The 25,917-nt window shown below is 41.7% G+C and carries 35 protein-coding genes, 1 tRNA gene and 4 pseudogenes; 16 read left to right on the forward strand and 24 right to left on the reverse strand.

The features are described 5' to 3' along the window. Nucleotides 1–22 precede the first annotated feature (22 nt). Nucleotides 23–438: pseudogene (locus NST16_RS11530) on the forward strand (T7SS effector LXG polymorphic toxin); the annotation flags it as partial. 541 nt (nucleotides 439–979) lie between these two features. Beyond that, a complete protein-coding gene (locus tag NST16_RS11535) occupies nucleotides 980–1,252 on the forward strand; it encodes a hypothetical protein (protein WP_010333831.1) in 273 nt (90 codons plus the stop codon). A gap of 362 nt (nucleotides 1,253–1,614) precedes the next feature. On the opposite strand, the gene NST16_RS11540 is transcribed toward NST16_RS11535, so the two are convergent. Continuing rightward, nucleotides 1,615–1,896 carry a putative quinol monooxygenase gene (locus NST16_RS11540; protein WP_268451259.1) on the reverse strand — a complete coding sequence of 94 codons (282 nt, stop codon included), beginning with the start codon at nucleotides 1,894–1,896 and terminating at the stop codon, nucleotides 1,615–1,617. A gap of 408 nt (nucleotides 1,897–2,304) precedes the next feature. Here NST16_RS11540 and NST16_RS11545 point away from each other — a divergent pair. The 6 genes and pseudogenes from NST16_RS11545 to NST16_RS11570 form a co-directional block, all read left to right on the forward strand. Further along, nucleotides 2,305–2,929, forward strand: a pseudogene (locus tag NST16_RS11545) (EndoU domain-containing protein); the annotation flags it as partial. Nucleotides 2,930–2,949: 20 nt separating this feature from the next. Continuing rightward, nucleotides 2,950–3,285, forward strand: a complete 336-nt coding sequence (locus tag NST16_RS11550) for a tRNA-Val4 (RefSeq protein ID WP_326332790.1) — start codon at nucleotides 2,950–2,952, stop codon at nucleotides 3,283–3,285. Between the two features lie 92 nt (nucleotides 3,286–3,377). Next, a pseudogene (locus NST16_RS11555) lies at nucleotides 3,378–3,557 on the forward strand (T7SS effector LXG polymorphic toxin); the annotation flags it as partial. 11 nt (nucleotides 3,558–3,568) lie between these two features. Then, nucleotides 3,569–3,961: a CDI toxin immunity protein gene (locus NST16_RS11560; RefSeq protein WP_339180960.1), complete on the forward strand. Its 393-nt coding sequence runs from the start codon at nucleotides 3,569–3,571 to the stop codon at nucleotides 3,959–3,961. Between the two features lie 33 nt (nucleotides 3,962–3,994). Continuing rightward, nucleotides 3,995–4,291 (forward strand): annotated as a pseudogene (locus NST16_RS11565) (hypothetical protein). Between the two features lie 53 nt (nucleotides 4,292–4,344). Next, nucleotides 4,345–4,644, forward strand: a complete 300-nt coding sequence (locus NST16_RS11570) for a contact-dependent growth inhibition system immunity protein (RefSeq protein ID WP_340886708.1) — start codon at nucleotides 4,345–4,347, stop codon at nucleotides 4,642–4,644. A 389-nt stretch (nucleotides 4,645–5,033) separates the two neighbouring features. On the opposite strand, the gene NST16_RS11575 is transcribed toward NST16_RS11570, so the two are convergent. Next, complete coding sequence (locus NST16_RS11575) at nucleotides 5,034–5,174, reverse strand: hypothetical protein (RefSeq protein WP_010333819.1); 141 nt, start codon at nucleotides 5,172–5,174, stop codon at nucleotides 5,034–5,036. Nucleotides 5,175–5,255: 81 nt separating this feature from the next. Between NST16_RS11575 and NST16_RS11580 the strand changes: the two genes are divergently transcribed. Next, nucleotides 5,256–5,462, forward strand: a complete 207-nt coding sequence (locus NST16_RS11580) for a KTSC domain-containing protein (protein ID WP_010333818.1) — start codon at nucleotides 5,256–5,258, stop codon at nucleotides 5,460–5,462. Nucleotides 5,463–5,553: 91 nt separating this feature from the next. Here NST16_RS11580 and NST16_RS11585 read toward each other — a convergent pair whose 3' ends face one another. The 15 genes from NST16_RS11585 to NST16_RS11655 form a co-directional block, all read right to left on the reverse strand. Further along, on the reverse strand, nucleotides 5,554–8,667 hold the full coding sequence (locus NST16_RS11585; RefSeq protein WP_340886715.1) for a phage tail tape measure protein: 3,114 nt from the start codon (nucleotides 8,665–8,667) through the stop codon (nucleotides 5,554–5,556). Continuing rightward, the gene (locus NST16_RS11590) at nucleotides 8,667–8,999 is read right to left on the reverse strand and encodes a hypothetical protein (RefSeq protein WP_010333816.1); all 333 of its coding nucleotides are present in this window, start codon (nucleotides 8,997–8,999) and stop codon (nucleotides 8,667–8,669) included. The genes NST16_RS11585 and NST16_RS11590 overlap by 1 nt, the downstream gene beginning before the upstream one ends. A gap of 59 nt (nucleotides 9,000–9,058) precedes the next feature. Next, complete coding sequence (locus NST16_RS11595; protein ID WP_340886720.1) at nucleotides 9,059–9,685, reverse strand: hypothetical protein; 627 nt, start codon at nucleotides 9,683–9,685, stop codon at nucleotides 9,059–9,061. 11 nt (nucleotides 9,686–9,696) lie between these two features. Beyond that, a complete protein-coding gene (locus NST16_RS11600) occupies nucleotides 9,697–10,182 on the reverse strand; it encodes a hypothetical protein (protein WP_340886724.1) in 486 nt (161 codons plus the stop codon). After that, nucleotides 10,179–10,529 carry a hypothetical protein gene (locus NST16_RS11605; RefSeq protein WP_340886727.1) on the reverse strand — a complete coding sequence of 117 codons (351 nt, stop codon included), beginning with the start codon at nucleotides 10,527–10,529 and terminating at the stop codon, nucleotides 10,179–10,181. Before NST16_RS11605 ends, NST16_RS11600 begins: the two co-directional genes overlap by 4 nt. Beyond that, nucleotides 10,526–10,900, reverse strand: a complete 375-nt coding sequence (locus NST16_RS11610) for a hypothetical protein (RefSeq protein WP_340886730.1) — start codon at nucleotides 10,898–10,900, stop codon at nucleotides 10,526–10,528. Before NST16_RS11610 ends, NST16_RS11605 begins: the two co-directional genes overlap by 4 nt. Continuing rightward, nucleotides 10,879–11,079 carry a hypothetical protein gene (locus tag NST16_RS11615; RefSeq protein WP_340886733.1) on the reverse strand — a complete coding sequence of 67 codons (201 nt, stop codon included), beginning with the start codon at nucleotides 11,077–11,079 and terminating at the stop codon, nucleotides 10,879–10,881. The genes NST16_RS11610 and NST16_RS11615 overlap by 22 nt, the downstream gene beginning before the upstream one ends. Nucleotides 11,080–11,209: 130 nt before the next feature. Beyond that, nucleotides 11,210–11,428 (reverse strand): hypothetical protein, encoded by a 219-nt coding sequence (locus NST16_RS11620; RefSeq protein WP_014480741.1) that lies wholly within the window; start codon nucleotides 11,426–11,428, stop codon nucleotides 11,210–11,212. A 75-nt stretch (nucleotides 11,429–11,503) separates the two neighbouring features. Continuing rightward, on the reverse strand, nucleotides 11,504–12,436 hold the full coding sequence (locus tag NST16_RS11625; protein WP_014480742.1) for a hypothetical protein: 933 nt from the start codon (nucleotides 12,434–12,436) through the stop codon (nucleotides 11,504–11,506). After that, entirely contained in the window at nucleotides 12,417–12,650 is a 234-nt protein-coding gene (locus tag NST16_RS11630; RefSeq protein ID WP_014480743.1) for a helix-turn-helix domain-containing protein, read from the reverse strand. Before NST16_RS11630 ends, NST16_RS11625 begins: the two co-directional genes overlap by 20 nt. 782 nt (nucleotides 12,651–13,432) lie before the next feature. Next, complete coding sequence (locus NST16_RS11635; protein ID WP_340886740.1) at nucleotides 13,433–13,618, reverse strand: hypothetical protein; 186 nt, start codon at nucleotides 13,616–13,618, stop codon at nucleotides 13,433–13,435. Then, nucleotides 13,611–13,937, reverse strand: a complete 327-nt coding sequence (locus NST16_RS11640) for a hypothetical protein (protein ID WP_340886742.1) — start codon at nucleotides 13,935–13,937, stop codon at nucleotides 13,611–13,613. The genes NST16_RS11635 and NST16_RS11640 overlap by 8 nt, the downstream gene beginning before the upstream one ends. 37 nt (nucleotides 13,938–13,974) lie before the next feature. Beyond that, the gene (locus NST16_RS11645) at nucleotides 13,975–14,517 is read right to left on the reverse strand and encodes a hypothetical protein (protein ID WP_340886746.1); all 543 of its coding nucleotides are present in this window, start codon (nucleotides 14,515–14,517) and stop codon (nucleotides 13,975–13,977) included. Continuing rightward, nucleotides 14,514–14,858, reverse strand: coding sequence for a hypothetical protein (locus tag NST16_RS11650; protein WP_010333804.1), 345 nt, complete (start codon nucleotides 14,856–14,858; stop codon nucleotides 14,514–14,516). Before NST16_RS11650 ends, NST16_RS11645 begins: the two co-directional genes overlap by 4 nt. Continuing rightward, nucleotides 14,855–15,055, reverse strand: a complete 201-nt coding sequence (locus NST16_RS11655) for a hypothetical protein (RefSeq protein ID WP_010333803.1) — start codon at nucleotides 15,053–15,055, stop codon at nucleotides 14,855–14,857. Before NST16_RS11655 ends, NST16_RS11650 begins: the two co-directional genes overlap by 4 nt. Nucleotides 15,056–15,267: 212 nt before the next feature. On the opposite strand from NST16_RS11655, the gene NST16_RS11660 reads away from it, so the two are divergent. From NST16_RS11660 to NST16_RS11670, 3 genes are read left to right on the forward strand one after another with little or no spacing between them, the layout of a single operon-like run. After that, entirely contained in the window at nucleotides 15,268–15,501 is a 234-nt protein-coding gene (locus NST16_RS11660; RefSeq protein WP_010333802.1) for a helix-turn-helix domain-containing protein, read from the forward strand. Further along, on the forward strand, nucleotides 15,488–15,682 hold the full coding sequence (locus tag NST16_RS11665; protein WP_244265955.1) for a hypothetical protein: 195 nt from the start codon (nucleotides 15,488–15,490) through the stop codon (nucleotides 15,680–15,682). Before NST16_RS11660 ends, NST16_RS11665 begins: the two co-directional genes overlap by 14 nt. A 17-nt stretch (nucleotides 15,683–15,699) precedes the next feature. Further along, nucleotides 15,700–16,299 (forward strand): hypothetical protein, encoded by a 600-nt coding sequence (locus NST16_RS11670; protein WP_010333800.1) that lies wholly within the window; start codon nucleotides 15,700–15,702, stop codon nucleotides 16,297–16,299. A 139-nt stretch (nucleotides 16,300–16,438) separates the two neighbouring features. Here the strand turns inward: NST16_RS11670 and NST16_RS11675 are convergent, their stop codons facing one another. Beyond that, complete coding sequence (locus NST16_RS11675) at nucleotides 16,439–17,014, reverse strand: metalloprotease family protein (protein ID WP_010333799.1); 576 nt, start codon at nucleotides 17,012–17,014, stop codon at nucleotides 16,439–16,441. Nucleotides 17,015–17,257: 243 nt separating this feature from the next. On the opposite strand from NST16_RS11675, the gene NST16_RS11680 reads away from it, so the two are divergent. Both NST16_RS11680 and NST16_RS11685 read left to right on the forward strand, forming a co-directional pair. Beyond that, the gene (locus NST16_RS11680) at nucleotides 17,258–17,482 is read left to right on the forward strand and encodes a helix-turn-helix domain-containing protein (RefSeq protein ID WP_010333798.1); all 225 of its coding nucleotides are present in this window, start codon (nucleotides 17,258–17,260) and stop codon (nucleotides 17,480–17,482) included. 524 nt (nucleotides 17,483–18,006) lie between these two features. Then, complete coding sequence (locus NST16_RS11685) at nucleotides 18,007–18,228, forward strand: transcriptional regulator (RefSeq protein WP_010333797.1); 222 nt, start codon at nucleotides 18,007–18,009, stop codon at nucleotides 18,226–18,228. Between the two features lie 11 nt (nucleotides 18,229–18,239). Here the strand turns inward: NST16_RS11685 and NST16_RS11690 are convergent, their stop codons facing one another. From NST16_RS11690 to NST16_RS11705, 4 genes are all read right to left on the reverse strand, one after another. After that, entirely contained in the window at nucleotides 18,240–19,220 is a 981-nt protein-coding gene (locus NST16_RS11690; RefSeq protein WP_340886760.1) for a tyrosine-type recombinase/integrase, read from the reverse strand. Nucleotides 19,221–19,422: 202 nt separating this feature from the next. Further along, a complete protein-coding gene (locus tag NST16_RS11695) occupies nucleotides 19,423–20,157 on the reverse strand; it encodes a helix-turn-helix domain-containing protein (protein ID WP_010333795.1) in 735 nt (244 codons plus the stop codon). A gap of 157 nt (nucleotides 20,158–20,314) precedes the next feature. Further along, complete coding sequence (locus NST16_RS11700; RefSeq protein WP_340886765.1) at nucleotides 20,315–21,364, reverse strand: tyrosine-type recombinase/integrase; 1,050 nt, start codon at nucleotides 21,362–21,364, stop codon at nucleotides 20,315–20,317. Nucleotides 21,365–21,525: 161 nt separating this feature from the next. Next, a tRNA-Val gene (locus tag NST16_RS11705) sits at nucleotides 21,526–21,598 on the reverse strand. Between the two features lie 172 nt (nucleotides 21,599–21,770). Here NST16_RS11705 and NST16_RS11710 point away from each other — a divergent pair. Further along, nucleotides 21,771–22,961, forward strand: coding sequence for a DUF819 family protein (locus NST16_RS11710; protein WP_326217253.1), 1,191 nt, complete (start codon nucleotides 21,771–21,773; stop codon nucleotides 22,959–22,961). Nucleotides 22,962–23,031: 70 nt separating this feature from the next. Continuing rightward, nucleotides 23,032–23,577: a GNAT family N-acetyltransferase gene (locus NST16_RS11715; protein WP_010333792.1), complete on the forward strand. Its 546-nt coding sequence runs from the start codon at nucleotides 23,032–23,034 to the stop codon at nucleotides 23,575–23,577. 31 nt (nucleotides 23,578–23,608) lie between these two features. On the opposite strand, the gene metC is transcribed toward NST16_RS11715, so the two are convergent. Both metC and metI read right to left on the reverse strand, forming a co-directional pair. Continuing rightward, entirely contained in the window at nucleotides 23,609–24,781 is a 1,173-nt protein-coding gene (gene metC / locus NST16_RS11720) for a cystathionine beta-lyase (protein WP_340886768.1), read from the reverse strand. Continuing rightward, nucleotides 24,774–25,895, reverse strand: coding sequence for a cystathionine gamma-synthase/O-acetylhomoserine thiolyase (gene metI / locus NST16_RS11725; protein WP_340888349.1), 1,122 nt, complete (start codon nucleotides 25,893–25,895; stop codon nucleotides 24,774–24,776). The genes metC and metI overlap by 8 nt, the downstream gene beginning before the upstream one ends. Nucleotides 25,896–25,917 lie beyond the last annotated feature (22 nt).

Genomic DNA, 25,917 nt, shown 5'->3' on the forward strand with positions numbered 1-25,917 from the left:
TCAAAAAGGTAAGGATATGATCATGAAAGTCTTTGAAGCTAAAACATTGCTATCTGAAGCTGAGAGCTGATCAAGAGAATTCAAGAGAAGAAGAAGCCAGATGGTCAATCTCAAGAAGCCTTCAATGCCGGAGCAGATTTAGATGACAGTGAGTTTTCCGGCAAAGGTGCCATAACATCAACCCATTTTATAAAGATTATGCGAGTGTTGCTGACAATTCGATTGATTTAATTGCTATAAAAATTGCTATTTTGATAAACATTTCATGTTCTTTAGAGGACGCCAGCTTATCTGTGCATACATCGAAGAATCCTCTTTAGAACACAAGATGCTAACGCTTACACATTATCAAAATCCATTATGTCTGAACAGAAGAAAACCATAAAAGATATCTTAAGTGCTATAAACGATATCCTTCCGCTTGACCTATTAAGCAGCTGGAAAAGCAATCCCCCTGACTACTCTCTCTAGATTAGGAGCATTTTGTGAATTGAAACAGATCTGGTTCAATCTAAAGCATGTTCATATTTCTAAAAATCCGTTCATTTGTCCTCCCTCTTCTCTATATAATTTCAATATCTCTTAAGTAAGCCGCAGCGTGAATGAAATGATTCCCCCGATCAAAGTAGGGTTCGCTCTCATGCCCGGCCTGTAATCGTGTTGGACATATATCCTAAAGCCGCATCCTATTAGTTGAAACAGTAGTATCCTGAGAATAAAAATCAACAGTGGTTAAGGAAAGCATTACTACTATACAAGCCCTACCGTAAAGTGAGCTAACATTAAAAAGAAGTACGGCCTAAAAGATGTTCGTCTTCATAACTTTCGGCATACAATAGTTCGTCTAATCACTGTGATCGAATTCTTTCACCTAACTGATTTTAAACAGCCCTATTAATAAAATATCAGTTAATTTGACCATACCATATAATATAAACTTCATATATTAATTTTGATCAAAACAATAGGAGGGTTTACATTGGGTTATTATAAAAAATATAAAGAAGAGTATTACACTTGGAAAAAAACTTATTACAAGAAGTATTACGACCACGATAAAAAGCATTATGATTGCGACAAGAAGTATTATGACTGCGATAAGAAGCATTATGATTGCGACAAAAAGTATTATGATTTTGATCATGACAAGAAGTATTATGATGATGATCACGATTATCATTACGATAAAAAGTATTATGATGACGATGATCATTATTATGATTATGTCAAATCGTATAAAAAACATCACTAAATCTCTTAACACCTATAAAAGTTTTATATAATTAATACACTTTATGGCAAGTGATGTAAAAATAGAAAAGCTCCCTATTCTGTGGGAGCTTTTCTTAGAAATTTGAGATTTTATGTACATATCCAGGTTGAAATTAACCACCGCTGAACTTTTCAATAATTTTGACCCTAAAACGAGACAGGAATAATGAATTTCTAAGCCGAAAAATCAAGTTTGTCCTTTTATTTAAAGGCATATTGAATTATACATCTGATGATTTCTGAATGAAAATGATGATTGTTGGCAGAGTTGGACATAAATCCGTCAATAATTTACAAGTGGCTGTGTTCTTAGTCATTGAATGGCTCTTTATAAGGAGCTTTTTAATCATTCACATTACTTTTCATTAACCATTCAACTTCCGTTAATTCTTGTTTTTGAACGTCTTTTGTGTGTTTTTGCGTGAAATGGGCTTTAACAGCTTCTTCGTTTTCCCAAATCTCCCAAAGCATTATTTTACGTTCTGATGGTTCAAGCGGATAAGCATGAAATTTGATACACCCTTCTTCTTTGTTTGTTTCTTCCTCAAGTTTTTTAAATTCCTTCATTATTTCATTAAGGTCCTTATCACTGATGATTTTTAAACATGCAGTTATGTAATGCACCGTAATCCCCCCTCTTTACATTATTCATGGCTTTTCATTATAGCATTTTCTCGGAAAATAAAAACAACTGCGAAATTTATATAATGGTTGCCCTATGGATTTACTAGCACTAGAAAACTGTGGAGTGTATTAAATAACAAGAAATAGCGGATAAGAATCAGCAGCTAACCTATTGGGGCTTCAAACTTCTCCATCTTATATGCGGGCAAACTTATTCTGAAGAAATATGTCTGAAATAAACAAATAATACTTCAAGTTTTGCTTTCGTTTTCGTCGATAAATGCAATCTTGAGTAAGCTGGAACAGTCTGACAGCATCAGCTGTTGAAAGCCCTTCTAAAAAAGAGGGCTTTTATTTATTTGTTAAGTAAACAGACAAAAAGGAATCGAATGAAATAAGATATTACGGACCAAGCTTTCTAAAGTAGGTAAAGTGGCTGAAGGTGGAACAGCCGCTGCTCATGTGAATAATGGGATTAAAAAGGGAACAGCCTATATTAATTCTATTGTTAGAAATAAGAATGATCTTGCACTTGTCGGGATTGCCCAAGACATCGATAATACGTATAACGCAAAAAATACTCCTCTATTAAAAAGGATTGTTGAAGATCAAAAAGAGAGTATTCTCAGGAAATCAGAGACTTCTAATTTCAATTCGGGAAATGGTAAGTATACTACAGGTACAATGAAGCACATTTACCGAAATAAATAAACGCGGAAAAGCAGTTGGTTATCACCATGAAAGTATGATGGGCGGAAAGATTATTCCAGGTACTGAAAAGAAACCTGATAAAAATGGAGTTTATATGGCAAAGGTTGAGGTTGATGGTGTTAAAAAAATAGCTGATTCTAGTTTCTTCCCTAAAGAGTGGAACCGTGCAGATGTATTAAAAGCTATTGATGAAGCTTATCAAACTAAAAAGCAAATCGGCTCAAATAAATTCAGGGGCATCTCTGCTTCGGGTATTAAAATAGAAATGTATCTAAATAAAGATGGAACAATCGCAACTGCTTATCCGTTATACAAAAAATAATCTTGAAGGTGAAATAGCATATGAAATATACATATAAATTTGAAAAAGATCCATTTGGTGATTTAGGAATGGTATTGCCAGAGAAAATCAGTATTTTCTCTGATTTTATTGAAAACATCGCTACAGAAGAACAAGCCAACGAGTATATAGATTACATTGAAAAGGTTTTAGAAGGGATATATGAAGATTTTGAGATTGAGTTAAATGCTACAAGTGTTCTCATCAAAAAAGATGTGACAATTGTTGAAAACTCTTTTAGGATAGAAGAACCCTATGAAAACTCAATTGAAACCGATCAATTTAGAGAGTTGTTAATAATATGGCGAGATAAAATTCCAGAAATATTTAATGGTTAAATAAAATTAAAACCCTTCTTACGTAGAGAAGGGCTTTATATCGAGGTGGGGATTTCATACGGTTGAATGGGATTTCGCAGAGCATACCAGTTGGCCGAATGTCTGGAGATAATAAAGTCCTTTGGAGATTAGATTATGACCCCGAAAAGGGGCCTCATATAAATATTGAGGATTATAGAAATGGAAAAGGAGATAAGGCAAAGAAATATTATATACCTTTTAACGGAAACGAAAATACTTATAAATCCCTTTTAAAACATTTAAATAAATAGGAAGTGTTAATATGACTTTATACGAAGAATGTCTAGAAGCTCTTGGAAATAACAAAGAAGTTCTCACTATTTCTGACACACGCAAATATCACGAACAACTTGGCGAAAGTTTCCCCTTCACATCATGGGGAAGAATTAAATGGGATGAAGTAACTACTCACAGATCTATTGATTACGCTGAAGATATCGATGAATGGTTAATTGAGAATAAAATAGATGATAAAACTATTATTCTCCTTTGGGCTTACGGTGATTATCCAGCTGTAAAAACCAGCTTAGACAATGCCTTAAACGTAATTGATGATGTAACTGCTGTAGGTTCAGATACTTTCATGTTCAGCGAATCTGGTTATGTTATTGAATTTTTCCATGATGGAGATGTAACAATAGGAAAGGCAATTTGAAAATAATAGCCCTTCTTAGTTAAGAGGACCAATATGAACTTAGAGAAAAAAATGGAAGCTATATTAATTAAAAGAAAAGAACTTAATCTTAATAATGATTATGGAATTCAAAAGAGTTGGGATGAACAAATTGAAGTACTCTCAGAAAATGAGGAAAATACAATTAGCTATTTAGAAAGAAGATTTATATTGGATCAGTGAGGTATTTGAAGATTTAGCTGAAAGTTTGCAAAGTAAAAAACTTATTAATTGTTTAAGAAATTAGATGAAAAATACCCTGACTTAGAAATGACAAACGATATTGATATAGCAGAAAGTTATATAGAATAAGATACGCACCATTTCTCAGATTTGAAGTTAACATTTCTTGGTGGTGATAAGTAATGATTGAAATTGAAGTTTCTGATCCTATGTTTAGATACCTTGGTGGGTTTTTCCATCAGGATATTGATACTCCAGAATCAGCACTGGACGGATACTTAGGAGAGATTCCAAAAGAAGAGCAAGAAACTGATATAGTAGCATTAAAAGATTTTATTAACAGTGATTATTCGGATGAAGAAAAGAATGATTTTATCGATGAAGCTGCTGACGGAGTGGACATTCTTAGTTACGGAGTATCTCCAATCATATGGCTCGAACAAGTTATTCAAAAAATCGAAAAGAATATTGAAACCTTATAATCCATTAAACCTAGCATAGAAACAGGGCTGATTTTGAATTCACTTCTTAATCAGCCCAAAAAAATTTTCGTCCTCAATTCGCCCCATGTAGACACAAAGCTAACAAATATAACTAAATACAAAAATAAAAACCCTTGCTGCGCAAGGGTTTAAGCTATGATTCCGACTGGGCTCGAACCAGCGACCTCTACCCTGTCAAGGTATCCGCAAGTGATCCGATAAGTCAATCGGTAAGTCAAACGTTGGTATATCAGCGTTAAGTCATGCAACTCATATTGAACGTCCTTATTCTGTTAATTCCGATTATAGACTAAGCGCCTCAACCGCGCAAGAAGAGTTTATTTTTTAAAAAAATATTACTTAGACATCTCAATAGAGACTCCGTTTGATTAGGGTTGCTCTCGTATTTCGACATCAGCAAATTCCGCAAGCTTTTGAAAAGCTATGTTATTCACTAACGGACCTGCCTCGCACTCATATCCGCAATCCTTAAGCTGCTCGACGATTTCTTTTAACGTTTTAAATTCCAACAATTTTCTCATCCTTTCGACTAGTTTTTGAAGGTATTTTGATCTTTTTTGCAGAAATATATACCAAATGGAGGTGATACTATGAACTTAGTCCCGGTTAACTCTTCAAATTTAAGTGCTGTTGGCTACGATTCCCAATCCAAAGTGTTACGGATTGTTTTTAAAAGCGGCACCTACGACTATTTTGATGTGCCTCAAGGTGTGTATGATGGCCTAATGTCCGCTCCTTCTAAAGGAAGATACCATCACGCTTTTATTAAAAACAGCTACAGATACGCAAGAGTATAGAAAAGTTTCTTATATTTTATATTTGGCAAACGTATGACAAACGAAGCTTAAAGGCGGCCTCCCAACCGCCCTGCTTCGTCTTCTAACGCCATCACCCCTGCATCAGATTTTTAATCGAAATTTTCCGTCCTTGTTCCGCACTTACAACGCGTTCTGTCCTGCGTCCGATCTCTTCGCTATCCATTACCGTCACAAGCTCGATGTGCATCGGCTGTCCGACGTTCGGCTCCGCAACTGACGCTTCGAAGGCGTGTTTAACCCTCGCCATCTTTCCGCCCGTCAGCGCCATTGACGGATTGTACGCGTAATCCTGTGCGTCGATCATGGCCGCGCTTGCCATTGCGTCTGCCGCCGACTGAACCGCTCCGATATTTCGTTCGATACCGACCGCCAAACCTAGCGGCAAAAACTTACCTACTTCGTCACGGAATACGCGTGAAGGCGAATGAATGCCGAAGAAACTTTTGATTCCCTCGGTGATACCGTCAGCGAAATCGCCAATTTTTCCGAGAATCCAGTCCTTTACGGAGTTGATTCCGTTCCAGAGACCCTTGATCAGATCGACCCCAGCGTCGAACACTTTACTCACGTTATCGCCGATCGCGCCTGCCAAATCCGTCACGATTTTTACGCCCATTTGCAGGAGCTTAGGCGCGGCCTGAATCAATCCGTTCACGAGCGCGACTAGTAACTTGATTCCGAGGTCGATTAGCTGCGGCATAAATCGGATGATCGTATCGACTAATCGCGTAAGTAACGTAATTGCTGCCGAAACTAATTGCGGAAGTGCCTGGATCAAACCGTTAACTAGCGCAATGATTAAACGGACGCCAGCGTCAATGATTTTCGGTAAATTATCGATCAGCGCTTGGACCAAGCTGACGATTAAGAACAGCGCCATTTCAATTAATTGCGGAAGCATCGTAATAATTCCGTCGACCAAAGCCGTCAGTATCTGAATGCCCGCTTCGAGTAATAACGGTAGATTCGTCACAATTGCGTTAATAAGCGCCATAATAAGCTGCAGCGCCGCTTCGATTAATTGCGGGAGTACCTGGATGATTCCGTTAATCAGCGCATTCAATATCTGGATGCCGGCCTCAATGATCATCGGCAATAACGTAACAATTGTCGTAATTAACATCGTTAGTAATTGCGTTGCCGCCGTAATGATTGCCGGAAGTGCCGTAACAATTCCCTGGATCAGCGACGTAATGATTAAGATTCCCGCGCCAAGAAGCATCGGCAAAAGCGTTGTGATCGATTGGATCAAAGTCGTTATAACTTGCGTAATCGCCGTTAGAATATTCGGAAGCGCCTGCGTAAATCCGGTTAGAAGTCCCGTTATGATCTGAACGCCGGCCTGCGCAAGCATCGGTAGATTCGTAGTGATCGCGTTTATGACAGAAGTTACGAGATTGACGAATCCGTTTAGGAACGTCGGCAAGTACGTCTGTAGGCCCTGCTCGATCGCCGGCAGAAATTTAGCGCCCGTAATGATCAAGCCCGGTATGCCACCGACTAACAAACCGATGATTGTCGGAATGTATTGCGCGATAGAACTAAAGTCGCCCTGAAACGCTTTGTTGACGGCGCTTATCAGATTCGTAATCGCGTTCTGTACGGCCGTAGCGCCGGCGATAATTAGCTGGACGACTGATTCCGGTAGAATCTGACGCAATTTATCGGCTCCGCTTGCGAAGTCGCCCGTTAAAACCGTTGCTAGTCCGCTGAAGAGCGTCTTCAGTGCCGCCAGGGCCGGAGCGAGCTTTACGCCGATTGTGTTCGCTAAAGCTTCGAACTTAGTACGGATGGCTTCGTTGTTTTTGATTAACAACGCGATGGCTGCGACTGCCGCTACGATTGCTCCGGCAATGAGTGCGGATTGACCGAGCAATAACAGTAAGGCTCCGCTCGTCATTCCCATCGTAGTTGCAAGTGCTGAAAATGCCGTTACTATGGTACCGGTTGCTGAAATAAGTGACCCGATGATTGCGACTGCCGCACCAGTCAACGCAATGAAGCCGGCTAATCCTCCGATAATTAGACCGCTTACCGCGACAAAGCGCTTTGCACCTTCACTTAAGTTATTGAACCAGTTAATCAGGTCGGTAATGTTATCCGCGAGAGATTGCACAAACGGAGCAAGCTCGTCACCTATCATAATAGTTAACGTTTCGAAGGCCCCGCCTAAGTTTTCAAGCGCGCCGCCGATTCCCTGTTTCATTTTCTTACCGGCTTCTGCCGCAGCACCTCCGGAATTCTCCAGGGCTTTCGTGAATTCTCCGAGTTTTGCAGGTCCGGCAGAAATAACCGCCATCATTCCGGATACTGATTCCGTACCGAATATCCGAGCGAGTGCAGCGCCTTTTTCTGCTTTTGTCATACCTTCCATGCTCTTCTGTAATTCCGCAACAATTTGCTGAAGCGTTTTAAATTTGCCGTTACTATCCGTAGTTGATACCCCTAGACGCTCAAGCATTGCGGCCGCTGCCTTCGGAGGATCTACGAGACGCAGCAAAGAAGCCCGTAATGTTGTACCGGCTTGAGATCCGTCAGCTCCGGCGTCTACCATGATACCGACTGCTGCCGAAAGTTCTTCCATAGATATGCCGAGTTGATGAGCCGGCCCCGCAGCGTATTTCAACGCATAAGACATGTCGCTCATACCTGCGGCCGACTTGTTCGCTGTGACCGTTAAAATGTCTGCAACCTTTGTAGCATCGCTGGCCTCCATACCAAACGCGTTTAGCGCGCTTGTTACAGTGTCCGACGTAAGCGCCAGGTCCTCGCCAGAGGCTTCAGCCGCCTTTATGATCCCGGGCATGGCCGCGATTACTTGATTGGCATCGAAACCTTTCGCAGCAAGTTCTGTCATTGCTTCTGCTACTTCCGAAGCTGATTTTGACGTGGTAGCGCCAAGATCTAGGGCCGCGTTTCGCATGTCGTTAAACTGCTCCTCGCTTGCTCCGGCAATGGCGCCCGCTTTTCTCATTGCCGTATCAAAATCAGCCGAAGCCTTAACCGCTCCTGCCAGTCCTCCGACGGTTGCTGCGGAAATCACTCCGAATCCCGCCGCGACCGTCGTTCCCATGCTGGCCATTCTCGATCCGAATTCCGTTAAGCTTTGCGTTGATTGTCTTAGCCCTTGCGTAAGATCCGTTATGTCTGTCCCAATCCGGACGATAATCGATTGATCTGCCATTATACGAACCTTCTCAAGTATTCGGCGTAAATTTCTCTTGCTCGGCGGTCATACTGTGCGCCTTTGTGCGCGTTACCCTTAGCTATATACTCAAACCCTTTGCGGGCTGTGCTGAAATACGATTTAATCAGACTAACGGGCGTTTCAAGATCTTTATCGAAATCCATTCGTTGAAGTCTATACTCAAGTTGTTTGATAGAAACTACGGCCTTCTTCACTGCTTTACGTAACTGCCCTCGGCTCTTGGCGTTTTCTATTCCAGGGGATATTTCCGTGTCAAAAATATCTGTGTAACTGAATAGCAATTCATTTATATCTTTTACTGTGTTCATCATCTCGCTCCTTTGTTTTTCAAAATAAAAAAGACGCCCGATAAAAGGCGTCTCGATATCTATTGAATTTCCCCGCGTCTCCATGCGCGATTTACTTCGAGTTCAATAATCCCATATTTGTTATTACCGTATCCTCTATCCGTATAGATTGGATGGTGGACATGGAAGCTAGGATTGTGTTCTTTCCATGTTCTTTCGCCAGCCCCAATCTCACGTACTAGGTCATAATACTTCTGCTGTCCATCGACCATCAGCAAATCGTGATATGCTTTCGCAGCTTCCAGATACTCTTGCTTTGCGGCTGCAATTCGTTCAAGTGCATCCCCTTCCTTCTCAGCTTTATTAGCAATGAGCTCCTTTTTTGCAAGCTTTAAGATTTCAGTCTGCATGTCGGTAATTTGAGCCGTTTTCGAACGGAAAACTGCGTCCCGACGTTCACTGGCACCGCCAGCTTCCAGACGTAGCTCCGTAACTTTCCGTCTAGCTTCTTTCTCTTTCGAGCGATTCTCCTCCGAAGGTTCCTCTGCCAGCGCTTCAATTGCCGCCGCGAGGTCCTGTTCTGCCGCGGTAAGTTCAGCGGACACTTTTTCGTTATGAGTGCGCATCCCTTCGTATTGAGTCGTGTACTTTTCTTGAAGCGCCTTTAATTCGGTCACCTTATCCGTAAGTTTCTTTGAAAATTTCATATTAATTCCTCCTACCGTATTGTTTTATGGATATTAAAAAATCGATCGCGAATCATCCGCCACCGTCCCTTGATCGTTCTATTCTGTTCGAGGACGTCCAACGCCTCGTCTAGCACCGCGACCTCCTGCCAAGCCGCATCGTCACTGACGAATTCACTCGCAGCCAGTTCATGTGATGCAAAACGTTTCAGCAGGCGGTTTGTCGTCTGGCATAACCCCGGATACTTTTGCTCGTCGATTCCCATCGTTTCGAACATGATTGGCTGCATTAACGGGTGATCAACGATTACCTTGAGCGAAATAACGCCTTCCGTTTTAGCCGCCGCCCTTAAAGCCCGCTGAAGCGCAATATGGCCGCAGTATGACGTGTCCTGCCGACGTCTTCCGGACGCAACGAATACGCCGGACATCTGCGGCCCTTCGTAATTGTAGAGCGCGTACGAATAAACTGTTGTGCGATCGTCGCTGGCCTGCGTTAAATACAGCGTATATTTCACTCTGCTTCCTCGCTTTCAAGCGCCTGGATACGAGTGTCGATTCGCATTAATTCCGCAGCCTCCTGACCAGAGCCAGCAAAGCCCCTATAATTCGCTTTCTTTTCCTCATATAGACTCCGCAGTTCCTGTACGGACATTCCTTCGTACGGATCTGAAGGTCGTCCGGCCTCGTAGTCGCCGTCTGATATCTGCGTAGCCAAGTTTATGACCGCTCGCTTTGCGTCCCGATACTCTGATTCGGTAATAGTACGGAAAGGCCTTAACGTACCTTCATACTTAATCACCGTTTGTTTAGCGTCAATTAGTTGCTGTTCTAGTTCAGATCGTTTTGCTTTCCATTCGTTCATTCTCCATCGTCCTCCTTCTCGGCTTTTAATAATTCGGCCTCGTACTCGTCGACCGGTATTTTCACTGTCTCATTCACCACGAACGCGTTCTTAGCACCGTAATGACACGCTGCGTCGGCTGCTACGTTAAATAACTGCCGACTAAATTCCAGATCCGTTGCTTTCTTACTGCGGGTAACAGTCGAAAACGCGATTACTCCGCCGTCCTGGTCCGTTACTTTATATGTGCCTCTTTCTTCGTCCAGCTCGATAAAAGCCTGACCGTCCGGAAATAAGTCGGAAAAAGGACCGGTTAGAGATTCGCGAATGTATGATGAGTCAGATTCACCGTAATTTCCGTAGTGATCTGTCATTTTTGATACGCAGTACATGCGATTTCCTCCCTCTGATAAACGATTTTGGGCACTTCGCCAGCATTTCGGCAGTAAAAAAGCGCCTGTGACACGAGTAAGTCCCGGTGACAGCCGCTAATCCTTCGCAATATCTCACCTGTTTCCACATCAACCGTAAGCACTTCGTCAGGCTTTACATAAACAACAACTCCATACAAGCAAATACCTCCTCGAAAATAAGTGTAATGAACATTTTTCGTTGAAAATGACATGAAAATAGCCGGCTGATTTTCTTTCGAATAGGAATAGTTGTGCCGACTAAATGAAGGCTTGTAGCCTCTTATTTTTTTAAAAATTTGATAGTCTCGTATTGAACATTCTTTCTGCTGCGCGCCTCTGTTCAATCGGAATTTTAAAATGCACACCGATTAACCGACCGTTTTTAATATAATCCGCAATAATATGCCAATCTTTTTTGTAACGTTTCACCCGACGGATAAGCTCTCTGTCTTCCGTATAGCCAGCGATCCACCCTTTCCGTAATTTCCATAGCTCATTGCGTTCCATACGTAAAAACCTCCATATAAAAAAGCCACCCTCCGCCCGGTAACGAGCATCATCGGATGACCTTCTCTAGTTTATTTAGTTAAAAAGCGCCTTGATTGCAGCTAATGTATTCCCTTTACCCGCATACACAACTCGCGGATTCAGTATCGTCTTCTTCTTTCTGCGATCGCCGCTGATTTCAAAGAAACCAAATACCGGCTTTCCATCGTATTCGATCTTGTTAAGTGCTGCCTTAAATCGGCTAGTATCTTTGTACCCGAGTAGCGCCGCTAATTTGTCGAGTGGAATAGGCTCGACTAAATCCTCGTTCGACTCATTCGGATTGTACGCGATAATATTAAAGTTAAAGTTAACAAACGGCAAAACAGCGTAAATAATTGCGAGCTGCTTTATTGTCCTCCCGTTATACATTTCGTATAAGTCTCGGACCGTATCGCGAAACAATCGCGTATATTGCATATCTCTCGTTATCTGTTTAATATCGGAGTGATTTCCGCGGTAGAATACCGCCGAATTCATAAAAATGCTGTCGCCTTCCTCGCGAAGAACGGCCTCTTTTTTAAGATTTTCATAGAAGTCTTTAAATTTATTCGGGCTCATGCCTACAAGCTTTTTAAGACCGGATCTATTAATCGGTTTCCCATTATCATACTTTAACTGGCCGTCTCCCCATCCTGTGTATGTCCCGATAAACATCAACCGTGCCAAGTCAGATTGATTAAGTGATTGAAATTGAGACTCCATAGTAACTCTTGCATTAAAAAACGCCGTCACAAAGCCGCCATTCTCGGACACATGCGCTGTTAAGTTGTCTTTTACTTGAAGCGCTCTGACTTGTTCTTCAGTTGTTTTAGTGACCACCTCTACAAGATGAGAAACGTCAGTTCCGTTTTTATTGTAGATTCTCCCGTCCTCGATTACCGCATTTTCCTTTACCGCAAAGATATCTCTCTTGGTCCCATTCGATAAGTTCATCCACTGGCGTTGTTCAGCAATTCGATTCCCCATCCTCAAACATCCCCTTTAGTCTTTGAATAGTTTCGATTTTATCTGCATCTAAATCAAAAACGCGCTCAAGCCGTCCTCTCATCCTTTTAGACAGCCTTCTTTCCCCTCTTTCAATCATTGCAATAAGTTGTTGCGAGCAGTCCAAACGGTCAGCAAATTCGTTCTGCGTCATCCCGTACGCAAGACGAATCATCCGCATTGTTTTTGGAGTCATTTTCGTCCTCCTTTCAAATTTGTTATAGTTTCACTACATTTTTATCAAATAAAAAAGCACCACTCGATCCAGTGGTACAAACTAATCCTCTTTTAAGGTATAGACAGCTAAAGAAAGAAATTATACGGTACTATCGCTAAGTCGTCGTATTAATACTTTCATAACGTAAGACAGCAAAACGGGGTAAATGTTGATATTGCCGTTAAGTTAACGTAGTTCTCATTACGTATAGACAACAAAACGGGTTAAAATGTAGGGTATGTACCTAACAATTTTCGCCTCCTATTACGTATAGACAGCTAAGGCGCTAAAATATGGGTATTTATCGTTAAGTTTCTGTTTTTTTTGTTCCCCTACGTATAGACAGCTGCGCGGAGAAAAGTTGACGCAATATCCAATCCCTCTATTACGTAAGACAGCATATCGGGATATTTAACAAGTATATAGTCGCTATATCAGAAACAACTCTAAAAACACCCTGCATTTCGGGTGAAAAATTAACTAAATATACTGCATTTCGGGTGATTCACATAATGATAACTACACTTAGAGCCACAAGGGATACAGCTGTTTTATTTCTTTCTGGTATATCTTAATCAGTCGTACTCAATTTAGATATAACGCAATCCATGACTAAACAACCGACATTTAAAACATAGCAACTCCTTCAAATTCAGTCGTTGCAGATTACTATAATCGCGATAAAGGTACTTAAATAAAATAACTGCGGACGCCAAAGCCACGTTTTTAAGTGGCGAAGGCGAGCCGCTATGGTTTACTTCTCAGCGTCTTACTTCGATTAATCTTTCCGGAACCACATGCGCAGCCCCGGACCGCCCTTCTATTACGTATGTGCCCTTGTCTACGTTGCGTCCTAGTATTCTGCCGGTAAGGGCTTCCGCTGATAGCCACGTCAGCCCGTCCGCCTTAACACCCCAATACTGAACCGTCTCGCCTACTTCATACATTGCCAGCGCCCCCGGTGAAGAACAGACGCACGAACTGCGCGACACTCATATTCGCTAATTCCCTACCGTCGAGCTGCGCCAATGCCGCAGTAGTCTTTGCGAACTCGAATGCGAAGGCTGCTGGGTGCGCATCGTCGTATAGGTGGTAACCGTCATCCTTCCGCGTCAGGCCGCCAGTGTCATAAAACGCAAACCTCCCGCCGCCTAACGCATCAAAATCCCATAAAGCTACCGTATCCGCTGCGATGAGATAGGCGTCATGAATTTCTTTATACGGGAAATCTGTCGATCCGTGTCGAACCAAACGTACTTTTTCCATTTCGTTTCCCCCTCGAATTTTAGTTCCGTCCGCAATCTTAGATATAAGGTACAAGAGCACGCTCTAGTTCAGTCCGTTCTTTTCTTAGTGCTGATCTATCTTCGTGTAATCGCTTGTTATCTGCGCAAAGGTCCGCTAAACGTCTGTTTAACGTCGCGGCTTCTTCGATACTTGCGTCAATTAATTGGAGGCGCACTTTAGCGATTTCGTAACTATTTTCGTGAAAAGCGAGTTCAGTTTCGCACCACTTGCGATGGGTCTCGTCTCTTCTCGCGATCAAAGTCTCTTTAGTCGACTCCTTAAGCGATTGGCGTACCTCTTCCGATAAGTTGTGCGGTGACTGCAGCGCGTAATCAATAGGGAAAACGTCTAATACGGTACCATTCTCGGCAATTACAAGACGCACTCTTTCGTTATAATTGTCGTAAACGGCTTGGCTGCCGCTTGTAGAACCGAGTGACCAAACGAATGACGCTCTTTGCGCGTATTTAATTAACGCGTTCGGTGCCTGCGTATTTGTAAGACCGAGACGGGCTATCGCCGTTTTCACTGCTGATTTAGAAACACTGTATTTATTCATCGTGAACCCTCCCTTTCTAGTGAGAAACCAATCCGAATGTAATCCATAAATGACATATTTGCGAGTTCAGGAAAATTGATTTTGGAAAGATCCGTGCCTACTTTCGACGTTCCTACCGTGAAAAAGCGTGGATGGTTATCTTCGTATAAATGAAAACCGTCATCCTGCCTCTCCAGGCTGTCAACTTCATAAAATGCGAGCTCATCGTCTCCCATATATTTTCCGATGATGTCAGGACTCATTAACCAGGCGTCAGATACCTCGTGTATCGGCAGCCCCGTATCAAAAGCGACTCCGTGCCAGTGAAGTTTCACCTTCTTCGGACCAAATTTTTTCATCATGCCGACCGCACCTCCTCACCGAATAATTCTTGCGCTGCCTTAAGATTTATATCTGCGCAACCAGCAAATGCTTTTCGGGATACCTGAGGCAAGAGCGTAAAAAATTCCTCTGGCGAAAGATTTACGAACTGCGCGTCTGAGCCTGCAGGATAAATATTCCACCAACCAACAACAGTTTTTTTATAGTAAACGTTCATTCTCCGATTACCTCCTTTAATTGTCCGCCAAGACGCAGTGCTTTGTAAGGCTGCGGATCGCAATGGAAGCAATCCACATTTTTTATATCAAATGTTTTCATTTAAAAGCTCCTCCCCTTAAAACGTTACGCTTTCAAGTACCACTTTGTTAACGATTATATGGTACGTTATTACGTATAGTCAAGAAAAAAAATACAGTTGGAGGTGAAATAATGAAAAAAGTTAAAGTTAATATAGGGGATCTTTTGGAAAAGCAGGATCTTTCGCTCAGAGCTCTCGCTGATAAATGTGGAATAAGACATGCAGCGTTAAGTGAGTTAATAAATGGTAAGAGGCAAAATATTAATTTCGGACATATTGAACGTATAGCAAACACATTAGACATTGAAGACATAAACGAGATCATAAGTTTAATCGAAGTAAAAGGAGACAATGATGCTATTTGACGGTGAAAAACAAGAATGGCTACTCTTTAGGGAGAGGGATCTATCGGTTAGAGTTTTTGAAGCCAATAATACACATGAAGCATACGCGACAATAGCAGGTAAAGGTACGCATGTAGCACGCGGACTAGAAAAATGGTCAACAATTTCTGAGGCAATAGAAGGTGTCATAAATAAAAAATAAAAAGGAGAGGTTCCTAATTGATTTTCAAAAGCAATATTGATATTTATAAAAATGCTTATCCTAACTGGCAGAAAACTTTCAGATCCCACGATGAACATTTAATACTATATTCCAATTACTTTAAAGAATCTGCCGATAAGTTAATTTCATCATACGAAGGCTTGAACAATCATTCCATTGATAGTACAATCATTCCAATTATTTATCTATACAGACACTCAATTGAGTTATGTCTAAAAGCAATTTTATATCATGCTTACATAAAAAGAAAATTAGACAAAACAAAAATCCAAGATAAATTAAATAGACATAACTTAAGTCCATTATGGGATATGGTTACCTCTGAATTACATAAAAGTTATTCATTTGCAAAAGATAACGAAAGCAAAAAAGTATTAAGAAAGCTTCATATATTAATAATTGAGTTAAATAATTTTGATCCATACTCCATTTATTTTAGATATCCTTTTGACCAACAGCTTGAGGAGAATGTTTATGGTGATGGTAAAGAAAACTTTGGCATTGATTACATTCATATGAAGAACGAGGTTAATTTTTTGTATGAAAAACTATATTACTGGATATATGATAAAGTATCCAAAGATAATTATGTATAACTAACATTTAAGCAGATTTTTTAAAACTAGACATTGTAAATCCTTTTTCATAAAGTGTGAAAATCCACTTATAAAACTCAGTATATTTTTGCATTGCTTATAATACAAAAAGGACGCCCGTAAGGCGTCTTCTTCATTTTTAAAGTATTCTAAAGTTACCCGCGTCTAATTGTTGAAATTTAACGCCCTTAGACTGCTTTAACGCTCCAATTATAAGACTAATATCACCTGAACAACCTCTTAATTTTATTAGGTACAGCAAAGCTCCAAAATAAAACACATCTGAAAATTGAGATAAATATGTCTTGAAAAGTAGTAAAAACAACAAAAATATTAATGAAAGCGTAATTGCAGGTGCAATTGCAATAGTAACGAAAGCAATCTTACCGATTTTTGCATCACCCTCAAATAGACAACATGGTTTGAAAAACTTTTGTCCATCTCTAAAATGTTTTTTATCTTTATTACGGTAGCTAATCTCAGTTTTGAATGAAAAGCAAGAAGCAGCGTATGCATGAGCTTTTTCGTGTACCACAGTGAGTAATACCTGCAAAAACATAAAGAAACTTAAGTTCAGTAATATATAGTAAGGAAGCGGGAACTCTCGCATGTAAGCAAAACCTAAGAGTAAAATTGGATAAATAAACCAACACAGTATACTAAGACACATCGCTAACCTATCAACAATTGGGTGCGAACTTTCTAAATAGCGCAATATATATTATCACCTCAAAATATAATATCGGTTGTTTTAAAAAATATTTAAGATCAAACACTTTTTGCGATAACATTATAAATTAAACGAAGGGATCTCCTATAATCCATTTTTCTTCTTAAACTGATGCTTTAGCTAGCGATCTGATCGCTTATTTTTCGCATTCTAAATCTGTGCTGAAAAACTGGATAAACTATCCGTTCTCTATTTAAATAAATTATAATAGTCACAGAGGTGATCGAAATGAAATTAAACGCAACACCACGCCTACATGCCGTAATGAAGGAAAAAGGATGGACGCAAGCAAGGCTCGCAGAAGCATCCGGCGTAACACAAGGTTCGATTTCGCGATTCGATAAGAACACTCGCCACGAAGATTGGCACGTTTTCTCGATAGCGAAGACGCTCGGCGTGAAAGTCGAGGAACTATTCGAAATTGAAGAAGCCGCGGAAGAGGACGCTGAGTAAACCGGCGTCTTTTTTCATAAGTCAAAGTGAATTTTTGAAATGCGCGTTTAAAATGCGCCTGGTGGCCGGGCTTTTCGTTTTTCCTCCCCCGCCCCCTTTTCGTTTTTCATACGGGTATATTTATACCGATTTAGCTCCTTCTAACTACTTAGCTCATTCGTATATCGCTGTATGTTATATTCAAAAACAGTTTACATAATCACCACTCGAGGAAGTTACAGCATTGGATAAACGTTGATATTACTAGGTTTGTGAACTCCCGTATTTACTCGATTATGCACGATTTTATACATCGTTGATATACCGCGCTTGATGGTGTTTCACATACGCTTTATCGCGCTAAAATATTGCATAAAATCCGACTTTACATCCGCTTGAATAAATGCGCGATATACTTGGACTTCCATTACTTTTACGTTGCTTTACGTAAAGTTTTGTAAAGCGTTTGGAGGGTCGCGCGTGAGACGGCGAAGGCTGACATTCTGCGTAGTTTTTCCGTTATAATTAACGCTGAGGTGATCGAAATGAAACTTACGGTAAAGCCTCGTCTTGGTGCGGTTCTTTCGCAGCTAGAGTGGTCGCAATCCGAATTATCGCGGAGATCCGGCGTTCCGCAGGCGTCGATATCTCGGTTTGATCATTCCGAAAGGCATTACGATTGGCATGTCGCATCGATAATGAAAGCAACCGGAGCCAAATACGAAGAATTATTCGAAGTGAAAGAAACGGAAGAGGGCGTCGAGTAAATCGGCGTCTTTTATAAAAATTCCCGTAGATTTTCCACTACTTCGTTCTTATCTAGATACAAATACTGTGTTGTTACGGAAAGGTCGCTATGGCCGAGCGCTTTTGATATATCTGTTAATCTAGCGCCTTTATCAAGTAATGATTTAGCGAAACCTCTTCGTAAAGCATGCGGATTAATATTTTTCAAGCCATACTCACGAGCGTACTTATTTAAACGCTTCTGTATGTTGTTGTTTGATGGTCCCGTTGCGATTGGTCCACCTTGTTTCGTAATAAAAACGTAGTTATTATCTTTTTGGTATTGACTTCGGATGGCTTTGTTTTGTTTCATCAAAACGTCTAACATGCGTCCAAGAACATCATCGAACGGTAGCAATAAAGATTCGCGACTCTTAAGAATATCTCCGTTCAATCTTAGTAATTTATCCGAGAGATCAATGTGTTTTTCCTCGAGGTTTGCCAGGGTACTTACACGAATCCCCGTTTTATATATAAGGAGAACAGCCGTAGCATCGCGCAATTGGACAAAATCTTTTAAATCTAGCACGGATAAAAGTATTTTTATATCCTGCTCCGTCGCCCCTTCTTTCACTCGTTTATCAACCTTTATATTAATACTCTTCCAAAACTTCGTTTCAAACCATCCATTATCAAAACACCGCGATAAAAAAGCTTTTAGACACTTTAGACGTATTAGTCTTGTTTGTGAGCTGACATCCATTTTTTCAAGCCATAAATAAATTGATTCAGTAGTTATTTCGTCCAAAAATGTCAGGCTCTCTGAGTCCATGAAGTCTGTTACGTGAAGACGATAATCACTCATGGTTCGCTTCCTACTCCCCGCAACCTCCATTTGCCTTAATACAGTAATAAGAGCCTTTTCAATCTTTGTACGGCCCTTAAAAGAATTGGATGAACTCAATTTATGTATTAAATTAGCTAACTCAGTTAAGTCCTCTTTGACAGTGAAAATATCCTTCTTTTTTGTCACTTTCAAACACTCCTTTCTAATGAAAGGATAGGCATTCAAATAATCATTTTCAACAAAAGTACGAAAATTAAATTGATATAACTAAAGAAAATTTGGCTTTTATATCTAAAATACGAACATAAAACAGTAGAATAATACTAATTTTAACGAAACACGAACGAAGCTATTCGCTAACAACACGACGAACTAACGCACGAAGACGCTACCGAGGCGTTAACGAATCAAATCGCGCAGCATACAAACGGTCGAGCATCCGATCCAGCACGCCGTTATAGTAGCCGGCAAGATTGCGTATAGCCTTCCGTTTAGTCGTGATAAATGTTTGCCGTACGGCTTCCAGTCCGATTTCTTGAAGTGATTCAGCAGCATAAACGCCTTTTAAATACGACGTATGCGCGAGATAGATGCCGTAAAGCTTGTTCGTTAACTTGCGATCGCTGACAAACGTATTGACCGCCGATTTAAACGCAGAATACGTATTATGTAGTAACTTATTTTCGCTTTGAGAAATAACAGCTTCGTCTTTCCGTTTCGGTACTTCCGCCTTTGTCTCCGTTGACTTTTCAGCAGCTTGGCGGGGTAACACGGACGGGGTAACATCGGTCTTAACAGCCGGCAGGATAACGTACATATTGGCGCCGTTGCCACCGGATACTGGCCGGTATTTAATTTCTTTGCGGATAATACCGAGATTAATTAGCCGTTTAATGGAGCGAATAACGGTTACGCGGTGCTTGCCGATTAGTTCTGCGATCGTTGCGAGCTTCAGATACGCCACGCCCAGCGTTTTGACGGCATGACGAGACAACACCTTTAGAACCTCGATTGCGGCAGGCGTTAGATCGGATTTATTGCGGTATATGTGCGTACGGATGGCGCCGTTAAGCTCGTCCACTGAACGGAACGAAGCCATTTTAGAGACTTCTTTCGTGTACATTCGGTTTCTCTCCTCGATAAGAGACACCGGTCCGTCGGAAAATTAGGCGCACTTAAATAAACGTAGACAAGTACGCTTTTTTTCGATAAGATAGACGTAGGGTTAGGACGTACTATCTATCGGATTTATTTCCGCTGGATGGCGTTCTTTTTTTGTTTTAGGACCTTTGTATCTTTCGCGGCATAGCTTGAGCTTTGATAATGTAATTCATCACTGTATGTTTGGCATGCGCCTTCGCTACCGATTTATCAGCCACGTGTGTATATCTCTGTATCATTCGCAAATCTAAATGACCGAGTAGCTTTTGAAGCATTCGGCTATCTCCTCCATTCTCCAAAAACATCGTAGCAGCAGTATGTCTAAATAAATGCGGATGCACCTTCTTTTTTACGTTAGCTTTTGCCGCAAAATCAACTAATCTCTTTCTAAAATGATTTCTGTCAAGACGAGCTCCATAGTTAGTCAGAAAAACATAATCACTTCTAAAATCTAATTCATTTTCAGCGATTAACTCTTGAACTAGCCGACATGTAGTAGGTAGTAAAGGTATATATCGTGTCTTTCGATTTTTTGCAATAGATGATCGAATCGTTAATATATGAGATTTAAAATCAAAATCTCGCTTTTCAACATGTGTTATTTCACCAATTCGCATCATTCCGTCTAACAATACGTTCATCAATACATAATCACGAAAATCTGCAAAGTTTTTCTTATCAGGCGCTTTTAAAAGACGTTGTAGCTCATCTGGTTGTAAAATAATAATATGCTCCTCTATTTCTTTTACGTTCTTAACTCCGTCCATTATATTATTGTCAATAAGTCCTTCGTTCTCCAGGGTGTTATACATCACTCGAAGTGTTTTTAAGCGCGTATTTATCGTGCTATCTGATAGACCTCGCTTCTTTTCCTCATCCGATATATAAACGTTCCCCTTAAATTGCACCCAATCATTGCGCATATAGTTTATGTAGTGTCTTATTGTATCTCGATCAATAACCGTAGGAGAACGAGGTATATCGAACTCATCAAGAAACGTAGTGAAAGATTTATAATTATCGCGATACTGTTGTAACGTTCCTTTCGCTTTTCCTTCGGCTGTCTTTATCGTGATGAACGTTTGAAATAATCCGTCCAAGTCACCGAGATCACGAAGTTTACGCCTGCGTGTTCGTTTAATCGGTTTCCCTTTTCGAATATTATCCATAAAAAAAGAACGCCTCCTATTCCGGTTTAATAGAATAAGAAACGTTCAACACGGTAACAGTCCACCGCTACCCTGCGCATTAATACGCCTAAGTCATCGACTAAGTCAACGCAATAAAAAACGGCTAGAAACGTTGATATAACGCCTCTAACCGCCGTGTATGATTCCGACTGGGCTCGAACCAGCGACCTCTACCCTGTCAAGGTAGCGCTCTCCCAGCTGAGCTACGGAATCATGATATGTATGTGTTGCTGGGTATGTTGTTGTCTTTCTGACAAGTTCTATTATATAACCTTCCATTCTATTCGTCAACTGCTTTTTTAGAAAAACTTTTTTCGGACTTGCTGTTATGTTCATCGGCTATTATAATATGTCTTAATTTTCTAACAATAGAGGTGATGAGGTTTTGCATTCTTTGATTTCTTCTGATGATGTTTGGGTACTGTGGGGGTTTATTGCGGTGTGGGCAGCAGTGAGCATCGGGCTGGAGCAGCGCTTTAAGTGGGCGTCCGCTGTGTCTGGCGCTATCATCGCGCTTTTAGGTGCTATGGTGTTTACAAATATCGGAGTGCTTCCTGTTGAATCGCCTGTATATGATACTGTGTGGTCATATGTGGTGCCGCTTGCGATTCCTCTGTTGCTGTTTCAGATCAATGTGCGGCAGATATTTAAGGAAAGCAGGCGTTTGCTGTTTATTTTTCTTATAAGTTCCTTAGGGACTGTGTTTGGCAGCATCGCCGCTTTTTTTCTATTAAAACAGCATATTCCCTATCTAGACAAGATCGGCGGAATGATCAGTGCCTCTTATATCGGCGGAGGGATTAATTTTGCGGCGATGGCTGCAAAATTTGAGACACCGGGCGAATATGTGTCGGCAACGGTTGTGGCAGATAACTTTATGATGGCGCTGTTGTTTTTTATTTTAATCAGCATTCCCGCACTCAAATGGTTTCGCCGGCATTATGCGATGCCGTTTGAAGATAAGGCAAAAGCAGAAGGAAACAGTAATAACAGCGCGGAAAGCTATTGGAAGCGGAGGGACATTTCATTAAAGGATATTGCCTTTAATGCCGGAGCTGCTTTTGCCCTTGTTGCGGTAAGCGTTAAGATTTCCGGCTATTTCAAAATTACGTTTTCCCATCCTCTTTTGACCGGGACGCTTGGCGATCAGTACCTTGTGTTGACGTCTCTATCTGTTCTCATCATCTTTCTGTTCCCTCGTTTTTTTGAAGGGCTCAATGGATCTCAGGAGCTTGGCACCTACTTGATTTATTTGTTTTTTGTGGTAATTGGTATTCCTGCAGATCTCCGATTAATCATTACAAATGCGCCTCTTATTCTCTTATTTGTCTTTATCATTGCCATCAGCAATTTAGCGGTTTCCTTAGCTGTCGGTAAATTGTTCCGCGTGCGCCTTGAGGAAATTCTGCTTGCCGTAAACGCCACAGTCGGCGGCCCTACGACAGCTGCTGCGATGGCGATTGCCAAAGGGTGGCGAGAGCTTGTTGCGCCAATTATGCTGGTCGGCACACTCGGCTACTTGATCGGCAATTATGTTGGCACCTTTATGGGAAATTGGTTTTCTTCCTTTTTATAAAGGATTTCCACACTTTCCTTAGAATATTATGTAAAAGAAATTGCTGACGAGAGAACGGAGAGATTACTGTATGTTAAAAGGACATACTATTTATATAAGACCTTTAGAAACAGAAGATGCTGAAGAGAATCTTCGGCTGCAAAGCGAAAACCGGGAATTTTTTGAACAGTTCTCCATGATTCGCGCAGACGATTACTATACGATTGAAGGACAGAGAAAAAGGATCGAACAATATCAGCAAAGGCTGGAGAATGACCAAGAGTATCACTTCGGCATCTTCACAAACACAGACCATACATTAATCGGGACGGTTTCCCTTTTTCAAATGATCCGCGGAGCGCTGCAATGCGCGTTTATTGGATACTTTTTAGACAAAGCTCATAACGGAAAGGGCCTGATGACTGAGGCCGTCAGATTGGTTGTTGATTATGCGTTCCACGAGTTAAAACTTCATCGCATTGAAGCCGGTGTCATGCCTCGCAATCTGGGGTCCATGCGCGTATTAGAAAAAGCGGGATTTCATAAAGAGGGCATTGCCCGAAAAAACGTGAGAATCAACGGAAAATGGGAGGATCATCAAGTACTGGCGATTCTCAATCCTGATGATGAAAAATAAAAAGAAGCCGGGCTATCGCCGGCTTCTTTTTTTAACGGACCGCCACTGGCGCGATTTCTTTCAGCGCTTCTTCAAAATCGCGCTCTAAATCATCTGCATGTTCAACTCCCACACTGAGACGGAGCAAGCCGTCAGTAATGCCTCGTTTTTCGCGTTCTTCCTTAGGCATTGCCGCATGAGACATCGTTGCCGGATAGGACAAAATCGATTCCACGGCGCCAAGGCTCACAGCAAAGACCGGCAGCGACACGTTCTCTACTAATTTCTGAACAGCTTCCTTGCTTTCTAGCTCAAAGGAAAGCACAGCACCCGCTCCCGACGACTGCCCTTTATGAGTTTCAGCGCCCGGATGATCAGACAGCCCCGGGTAATACACGCGTTTCACCGCCGGATGCTTCTGGAAAAATGCCGCAAGCCGCTGCGCTGTTTGGCTCGCTTTTTCTAACCGGACCTGTAATGTTTTTAAGCCGCGCAGCACGAGCCAGCAATCTTGCACACCAAGGACGGCGCCGAACGAGTTTTGCAGCTTATACAGTTGCTTCCCAAGCTCTTCATCTTTGACAGCAGCGAGGCCTGACAGCACATCGCTGTGTCCGCTCAGGAATTTTGTTGCACTGTGAAGCACAATATCCACGCCGAGATCAAGCGGACGCTGCAGTGCCGGTGTCATGAATGTATTATCCAGAAAGGTCAGACAGCCGTTTTCTTTTGCAAGCTGGACAACCGCTTTAATATCAGTAATCCCAAGTGTCGGATTTGACGGTGTCTCCATGTAAATGACCTTTGTGTTTGACTGGATACTCCGCGCCACTTCGTTGATATCTGTCATATCAACAAACGTGTGCTCAATGCCAAAACGGGTCAAAACCTCTGTCACCATGCGGAAGGTACCGCCGTATACATCTTCTGTCACAAGAACGTGATCGCCCTGTGAGAGAAGTAAAAATGCTGTTGAGATCGCAGCCATGCCTGAACTGAAAGCAAATCCTCTCGTTCCGCCTTCCAGTGCGGCAATTGTTTCTTCGAGTGCTGTTCTTGTCGGCGTGCCTGAGCGGCTGTAATCATATGCGCCAAACGCTTCAAATGAAGATTGGTGGAAGGTCGAGGCGTGCTGGATCGGTACACTGACCGCCCCGGTTGCGCCGTCTGTTTTAAATGGATTGTGCACGAGCTGGGTCTCCAGCGTCCAATTATGATTACTCATATGAAACAGCTCCCTCTTTGACCTGACATAACGCCTGTTTTAGGTCCTCTTTTAAATCTTCGGCATGCTCAATTCCGACCGAGAAGCGCAGCAAACGGTTGCAGACGCCGTTTGCGATGCGGATCTCTTCAGGAATGTCCATGTGTGTCTGTGTGGCAGGATATGTAATAAAGCTCTCCACCCCGCCGAGGCTTTCCGCAAAGCAAATCGTTTTCAGTGCTTTTAAAAATGGATTCACCCATTCTTCTTTTTGCAGACGGAAGGACAGCATGCCTCCTTTTCCCGGGTAAAGCACATCCTTGATTTCTTCTTGCTTCTCTAAAAAGGCCGCTAGCTCCTGAGCGTTCGCCTGATGCTGGCGCATTCTGAGACTGAGCGTCTTCATTCCTCTCATCAAAAGCCATGAGTCAAACGGAGGCAGGACTGCGCCGATGGCGTTTTGATGCTGAAACATTTCTTCTCCAAGCTGTTCATCCTTGACAACGACAAGCCCTGCAAGCAGATCGTTATGCCCGCCTAAATATTTGGTTGCGCTGTGAATGACAATGTCGGCTCCAAGCTCAAGCGGACGCTGCAAAACCGGTGTATAAAATGTGTTGTCAACAATCACCAGAAGATCGTGCTCTTTTGAAATCCGAGCGATTTTTTCAATGTCCGCCTCCTGCATCAGCGGATTTGTCGGTGTTTCCACAAACACTGCTTTTGTATTTGGTGTAATCTTGGAGCGTAAACAGCCCTCATCATTGAAATCATCATAATAAAAGGTCAAGCCGTATTTTTTCCATTCATTTTCAAACAGACGGTACGTGCCGCCATACAAGTCTGATGAAACGATCAGTTCATCCCCGCTTTTAAACAGCGCCATAATCGTTTGAATTGCTGCCATTCCCGAACTGAAGGCAAGCCCTCTCGCTCCATTTTCTAAACTGGCAATCGCGTCCTCAACAAGCTGGCGTGTCGGGTTTTTTGTCCGAACATAATCAAATCCGGTTGATTCACCGACCCCTCTGTGGCGGTATGCTGTTGATAAATAAATAGGGGGACTCACTGTTCCTGTTACTTCATCGCTTCGGTTTCCGATTTGGGCTAATTTCGTTTCAACGTGCTGTGACATATAGCTGACACCTTCCCTTTTC

It is taken from the genome of Bacillus sp. FSL K6-1005 (assembly GCF_038000225.1).
In the GTDB taxonomy this organism is placed as follows: Bacteria; Bacillota; Bacilli; order Bacillales; family Bacillaceae; genus Bacillus; species Bacillus mojavensis.